Raw genomic sequence first — 6523 nt, 5'->3', positions numbered from 1 at the left:
ATAAAAGCTGCAAACAGAATCATGAAGGTGAAAGATAGAGTTTTATATCTAACTGATCTCACAAATTCATCTTCATTTCTCATTTTTGTCATTGCTAATAAATATAGAAACAAAGATAAGACCAATAGATTGACTTTTAGTAAGTTGGCAGATATTATTAGTAAACCCAAGGCAGAAATAAAGGTAGCAATTGATCCTACCTGAAATATTATGCGCCATTTTGTAGGATATAATTTCATGAGCATCAAATTATTATTTATATAAAACATTACTGATCAATTTTTTTATAATATCCCAGAATTTAAAAATGCTGGTAAAAACAAGGAAAGATATTATAACCATCATGATATTTTTTATTTTTTAATGAGGTTTTTAGTCATTTTATTGTCAATGAATTAAATACGAGATTGTAAGGATCTTTTTTATTCTGAGTTGTTTAATTTTCATTTTCAAGGTTTATTTTCTTCAATATCCAATTTCGTCCATGATAAAAACAAACAGATTCCATGTGCTGTGTAAAATAGCTACAATCAGAAATGCCGGAAGTTCTCGCCTGTATTGAGCTATATAGAAAACAGATGCATAAAGGATACCTATAAAAAAAGCACCTATTTGATAATATCTGGAGTAGGAGTGGTCCCAGGCAAACAAAAGAGCGGACCCAAGAATGGCAATAATAAAAGCCCATATGGAATATTTAATCAGAAAACGCACCATTTTGATTACAGAGAACTGGTAGAAAAACGTTTCGAAGAGAGGAGCCAAAATAACTGAAGCAAATAATACAGTTGCTTTACCCCCTGTTTCTTCGAGCATTTCCACAGTATCATTTGTTGTGCTGTCATCAGGTGCCCATAAAAATGGAAGGTTTATTAAAAGATGTAACAGGAAAAAGATTCCGAGAAATACTCCAAGGTGAGTATTGATCAGAAAATTAGATAACTTTAAAGTTTTCATTAGTTTATATTTCTACAATATACATATTACATTCACCTCTGAAAATTTTTTGACTCAAGCCTAAAAAGGATTTTTCTTCCATGAACCCTTTATTCTGAGGGGTGCAAGAACACAAACCTGCCCGACAACAGGTTGGTACACGAAATTTTATCAAATTAAGAAACTGAATATCTCTTTTTTGTTTGTTTTTAGTGTTCCCGTCAGTCGCTGAACAGGTTAGAGCTTTAGTGGCATTTTCTTATTTTAAGCATTTTAGGCCTTAACTCATTAATAAGCGAGTTTGTTATAAACACCTATGATTTTCCTCCGTCAATTTACAGGAAATATATCTATCCTTTTAAAATTTCATTTAATACCCCCTCAGAAAAGAAAAATGCCGTTTGTGCCATATGTAATAAAGTTACCATCCAAAGCTATTGTCTATTGTTATTTTTATGTTTTGATTTTTTTTTTCTTTTAATATGTATAAGTATTATTATATCTCCTATTAGAAATATTACTAAAGCAATTAATCCTGCTTCCATAATTTAGCCTTTTAATGTTTTAATAAATAATAGAAGAGTGCGGTCTAAAAGGTTCTTTTGCCACCAAACACAAAAAGCACGAAATTTAATTAAAATAAGAAAGTGAATACATTCTTTTTGTTTGTTTTGATCTTTTGAAGATTTAGTGGCATTGTCTTAATTTAATCCCCTTTTAAGACTGAACTCCTATAATACTAGAAAAATTTAGCATATAAGCTAATTCTATAATATATGTCCAGTGAAAGTCAATTTTTGTTTTTCATTATTAATCAGCCTGACGACTGGCAGGAAACTAAAAGCTATCAATCCTCTTAAAAATCGAACTTTAATTATATGAGTCCGGTATAAAAAGCTAGATTTGGCTGATAAGGCGCTAAGCGGCTCTAGTAGATCTCTGAAATTCAATGGATTAATTTTGCACAATTAGCTAAATATAGCCGCTAAGCGCCTTTTTAGACTAGATTCTTATATATAATCTATTTTTTAGTATTTCGTTTTCCTTGTCTGCCGTCAGACTGAATAAAGATTTAGTGTAACTTTTTGTTTTTCTTTTTTTAAGCTGCTCTCATGCCATATAATTTTCCATATAACCTCTATTGGTTATTATCCAACGAGATAAAAGTCCAGCTCTAATCATGGAATTCCACCACAGTGGACCGAGCCCTCCTCCATTAAATTTTTTACTCTCTGGTTTATCCAAAGCAACTACTTCATAATTCTTTAAATCTAATTTTTTCATAAGGCATAAAAGTTTTAATTAAACAACGCTTTGAGGCGGTTGATTTCACCTTTTTGAATACAGGCCTGTTTTTTATGATATCATGTACCAAAATACGTCCCCTCACTCTGATTATATAATAGTGGGGCAAAAAAATTTGATTTTTTTTCAATGCCCCCGACAATATGAATCACCTCATCCTCCGCCATTTTTTGAATGCTTACGCTTACCCTGAGCTTCACGTCCTCCCGGTAATAGTAGCTACGCTTCACCCCATTATAAGATATAGGCAGTCCATATTCCTTCAGCTCCTTCAAGCAAAAATAGAGATGGCTTTCGCTGATACCTAGTTTGTTAGCAAATTTACGCGGGGTTCCTGTGTTTTCCATACGTATCAGTCGGTCCATTCTTTCCAGTCGTTCAAGGTATTTGAAATAAGCCATGGTTTGATGGTTTTGAATATTAACTGTTCATGATTTTCTGTACATGCCCGTTTTCATAGTTACAATCCTGCCTTCCTTCCAATAATTTCAAATATTTTGATTCACATAGGAAGGGATCTGCTTCTGCCACAATTGATAATATCTGCCTTTTTTGTCATATAATGCCTCATGCGATCCTTGCTCTGTCACCCTTCCCTTTTCCAGTACCACAATTGTGTCGGCCCCGGCAAGGGTGCTGAGCCGGTGAGCGATCAGTATTACTGTTTTGCCCTGATCCCGGAGGTGGTGAACGGTTTGTTTTACATGGTATTCTGCCTCCGAATCCAGGTTAGAGGAAGCTTCATCGAGTATCAGGATCTCCGGTTCCTTGTATAATGCCCTGGCAATGGCCAGGCGTTGCTTTTGCCCTCCCGAAAGGGTGGCGCCGTTTTCGCCAAGCCAGGTATGAAAGCCATTGGGCAGTTGTTCTATGAATTCGATAAGCTTCAGTTGAGAGCAAACGCGGATCACCTTTTCCATATCGGGCTCTGTTTCACCCACGGCAATGTTCTCTGTCACATTTCCCGAAAATATGTTCAGTTGCTGGGGAACGACCCCAATCAGGTTACGCAGGGATTGGGTGCTTATATATTGAATGTTGTATTGGCCAATCCGGATAACCCCTTCGTTCAGCGGATACAATTTCTGAACCAGGTAAGTGAGTGTGGACTTGCCCGAACCGCTCTCGCCGATAATGGCCGTGATTTTTCCTTTTTCAATGGTCAGATTGAAGTCTTTGAAAACATCAATGCGGGTGCCGTAGCTAAAGGAAATGTTTTCGAACTGAATGTCCCCGGTCATGTTTCCGGTTAGTTCCATTTGATTGCTTTCTTCTTCCCGTTCCAGGTCCATGATCTCAAAAAGCCGGTCGGCAGCAATCAGAGCATTCTGGATGGTTTTGTTCATGCCCACCAGTGCAATGGCCGGACCGGTAAAATAGCCGATCAGTGCATAAAAGGAGAGCAGCTCTCCCGGAGTGATCAACCGGTCAATTACAAAATAGGAGCCAACCCACAAAAGGATGATGGTGAAGGAACGGTTTAGAAATTCCGAGGTATTGGAGGAAAAAACGGAATTTAATCCTGAAGTATAGATCGAACGGAGCAGGTTGACAAACCGTGTTTCCGTTTTGAGGTTCGTATGGTTTTCCAGTCCGAATTGTTTGATCGTTTTCACCGAATTCAGAGATTCTACAAGCTGGCTTTCCACTTCGGCACCGTTTACCATGATTTTCCGTTCCTGCTTTTTGTTTAAACGGTTGGTAATGGAGTAAGTCAGCAGGTAAAGGGGAAGTATGATGGCTACGATCAGGGCGAGCTTCCAGTTGTAAATGAACATCAATCCGAAGGCAAATAGGATGATGAAAATGTTGACGATAAGCGTAATCAGCGTATCGTTGATGAAATGCCGTATTTTTACTGCATCGTTGATCCGTGATATGATCTCACCCACGCGCATGGTATCGAAAAAGCGCTGAGGAAGCTTCAATAGGTGTTTGTAATAACCCATAATGAGTCGCGCATCGATCTTCTGCCCTGTTTGGAGTGTGAATATGGTTTTGGTAACGCCGATGAAGATCTGGAAAAAGAGGATAAAAACCATGGCAAGGCTTAGTAGGTTCAGGAGGTTTCGATTGCCATCGACCAGCACATGGTCTGTAATTTTCTGGATGTATATGGCAGTGGACAGTCCCAGAAGTGTATAAATGATGGCCCCGAACAAGGCCTGTAGAAGAATGCTTTTGTGCGGACTGAGCAGAAACAGGAACCGGGCAAAGTTCGAGACCTTCATGTTCATCTTGCGAAAATCTTCATTGGGAACCATTAACACCAGTACTCCAGTCCATTGTTCTGCGAATTCCCTTTTGCTCAGCTTATTCATTTTCCCTTCCCTGGGATCCATTATTTCCACTGCCTTGTCAGTGGCTTTATAAATCACTACATAGTGATGCAATACCTTGTCAACAATAACATGGGCAATGGCGGGAAGGGGTATTTTAGGAATGCTTTCCATCTTACCCTTTACGCCTTTTGCGGTGAATCCAAGTTTTTCCGCGGCCCTGAGTAACCCCAGCACATTTGTACCCTTCTTATCGGTTCCTGCCATCTGTCTGATTCTTGAGATGGGAAGCTTAAGCCGGTAATGGGAGGCAATGGAAGCCAGACAAGCTGCTCCGCAATCCGTGATGTCGTGTTGTTTAACATTGATTCCCATATCTGACTGTTCCAATTTTATGAATATTCCAGGGATTTGTCCAATTTTGGATTCAACCATTTGTCTATCTTATCATAGAGGAGCTGAAACAAGCTGCGCTCGGTGATCAGAAATCGGGCCGTCAGCGTCATGCCTTTTTTCAATTTTCCCCTGTATCCGTTCTTTAACCGAAGCTCCCGGGTTTCCAGCGTACATCTTACCTTAAAAACGGGTTGCTCATTCCGGGTGATGATGTCATTGGAAACATCCATAACTTTCCCTTCACCAAGCCCCCATTGATTGTAGTTAAAGGCATCGAACTGAAAGCGGACGTTCATGCTGTCTCTGATATAGCCAATATCAGCAGGAGAAAGGTAGCATTCTACCAGCAGGTTCTGATTCGGAGAGATCAGGGCTACCGTCTGATTGGGCACCAGGAAATTGCCTCTCCGGACTCCGGAAAATTGGGTAATTATGCCAGTAACCGGTGAAGTGATGATATATTGCTGCTTTTCTTTTTTCAGCCTTTCCATTTTCGACTGATGCTCCTGTTTTTGTAAACGTAACCTTTCCAGCTCATTTTGCCACTGCAGGCTGGACTGCCTTTTATAGACCATATAGGCATTGGAAGCTTGTTCGTACCGGTATCTCTTCTTTTCAAATTCCATTTCCGGTATAACTTCTTGAACATAAAGTTTTTGATGAACCCGATAATCTTTTTCGGCATTGTTCAGATCGTGTTCATATTTTCTGGCATTGGTCTGATATTCCAGATAATTACTCTGATAAAGGCGGGTTTGAAGATTTTTTCCTCCGTTGAGAAGTTTTTGTAACTCCCGGATGTAAAGGCTGTTCTTGTTGATTTGTTGATCGTACCATTCGATTTCTTCATCGATGCCTGAAGTATTGAGCACAATCAGTGTATCGCCCTCGGATACTGGTTGATTTTCCTGAATATTGATCCGTTCGATTCGCCCGTGGTAAGCTGATGAAATGCTGTTGTTTTCTTTCTCGGAGCGAATAATCCCATGACTCTGTGTGGTGACGGAAATGTTTATGAAAGGCAATGAGGAAAATATCAGAATCACCATACCGAGCACCGAAATATACAGCACCCTGCTGCGGGTATGCCTTTCCACAAAGAGACTTTCGGTGGTCTGGCGTATTATTTCAGGCGGAAAAAGGTTGTTTTTCATTGTTCAAACGGGAATTAAAAAGTATATATGATTTTCTTAAGTTTTTATGCTTCATTAAGACCCGCTCACCCGGGAAAGTCCTTTTTTATCGAAGCTAAACAGTTATTTAGGTATTATGGTTATACCCAGCCTTTATAATCAAATGTACAAAAGCATAGTCCAATAAAATTGGATTATAAGAATTTTTTTTAAGAAATGTTGTTTTTTCCGGGGAATATCAGGAATAATAAATAAAACAGCGTTTCGGAGAGACCCGGAAAAGCGTGCTTCTATTTAGAGTCTGTCTATAATATCCGCTGGCTGCGTTACGCTCGTTTTTCATGCCAGTCAATTACATCAAGTAAACTCCTGGCATTCAAAACTCGCAAGCCTTGCCAGCGAACATTCTAGACGAGACTCTTTCAAATCTCCTTGACTTTATGGACAAACACTATTTATCTTCATGGGGTTCCC

Annotated in this window: 6 protein-coding genes; 1 reads left to right on the top strand and 5 read right to left on the bottom strand. The window is 39.1% G+C overall.

Annotation, left to right across the window (positions count from 1 at the left end; translation table 11 throughout):
* Positions 1-204, top strand: a 204-nt coding sequence (locus KGY70_15075; protein MBS3776517.1) for a hypothetical protein, incomplete at its 5' end; no start/stop codon positions are given.
* A gap of 261 nt (positions 205-465) precedes the next feature.
* On the opposite strand, the gene KGY70_15070 is transcribed toward KGY70_15075, so the two are convergent.
* The 5 genes from KGY70_15070 to KGY70_15050 all read right to left on the bottom strand — a co-directional run bounded on the left by KGY70_15070 (position 466) and on the right by KGY70_15050 (position 6070).
* Positions 466-957, bottom strand: a complete 492-nt coding sequence (locus KGY70_15070) for a CPBP family intramembrane metalloprotease (protein ID MBS3776516.1) — start codon at positions 955-957, stop codon at positions 466-468.
* A 1089-nt stretch (positions 958-2046) separates the two neighbouring features.
* Positions 2047-2220 carry a hypothetical protein gene (locus KGY70_15065; protein ID MBS3776515.1) on the bottom strand — a complete coding sequence of 58 codons (174 nt, stop codon included), beginning with the start codon at positions 2218-2220 and terminating at the stop codon, positions 2047-2049.
* A gap of 80 nt (positions 2221-2300) precedes the next feature.
* Positions 2301-2642 (bottom strand): hypothetical protein, encoded by a 342-nt coding sequence (locus KGY70_15060; protein ID MBS3776514.1) that lies wholly within the window; start codon positions 2640-2642, stop codon positions 2301-2303.
* An 87-nt stretch (positions 2643-2729) separates the two neighbouring features.
* The gene (locus tag KGY70_15055; GenBank protein ID MBS3776513.1) at positions 2730-4895 is read right to left on the bottom strand and encodes a peptidase domain-containing ABC transporter; all 2166 of its coding nucleotides are present in this window, start codon (positions 4893-4895) and stop codon (positions 2730-2732) included.
* Positions 4896-4912: 17 nt separating this feature from the next.
* The gene (locus tag KGY70_15050; GenBank protein ID MBS3776512.1) at positions 4913-6070 is read right to left on the bottom strand and encodes an HlyD family efflux transporter periplasmic adaptor subunit; all 1158 of its coding nucleotides are present in this window, start codon (positions 6068-6070) and stop codon (positions 4913-4915) included.
* Positions 6071-6523 lie beyond the last annotated feature (453 nt).

Source organism: Bacteroidales bacterium (assembly GCA_018334875.1).
In the GTDB taxonomy this organism is placed as follows: domain Bacteria; phylum Bacteroidota; class Bacteroidia; order Bacteroidales; family UBA12077; genus JAGXLC01.
This window is presented reverse-complemented; position numbering and strand designations above follow the sequence as displayed.

Excerpts from the sequence above, each read along its gene's own strand:
- KGY70_15055 (MBS3776513.1), bottom strand. The coding sequence starts at position 4,895 with ATGGGAATCAATGTTAAACAACACGACATCACGGATTGCGGAGCAGCT.
- KGY70_15060 (MBS3776514.1), bottom strand. The coding sequence starts at position 2,642 with ATGGCTTATTTCAAATACCTTGAACGACTGGAAAGAATGGACCGACTG.
- KGY70_15065 (MBS3776515.1), bottom strand. The coding sequence starts at position 2,220 with ATGAAAAAATTAGATTTAAAGAATTATGAAGTAGTTGCTTTGGATAAA.
- KGY70_15070 (MBS3776516.1), bottom strand. The coding sequence starts at position 957 with ATGAAAACTTTAAAGTTATCTAATTTTCTGATCAATACTCACCTTGGA.
- KGY70_15050 (MBS3776512.1), bottom strand. The coding sequence starts at position 6,070 with ATGAAAAACAACCTTTTTCCGCCTGAAATAATACGCCAGACCACCGAA.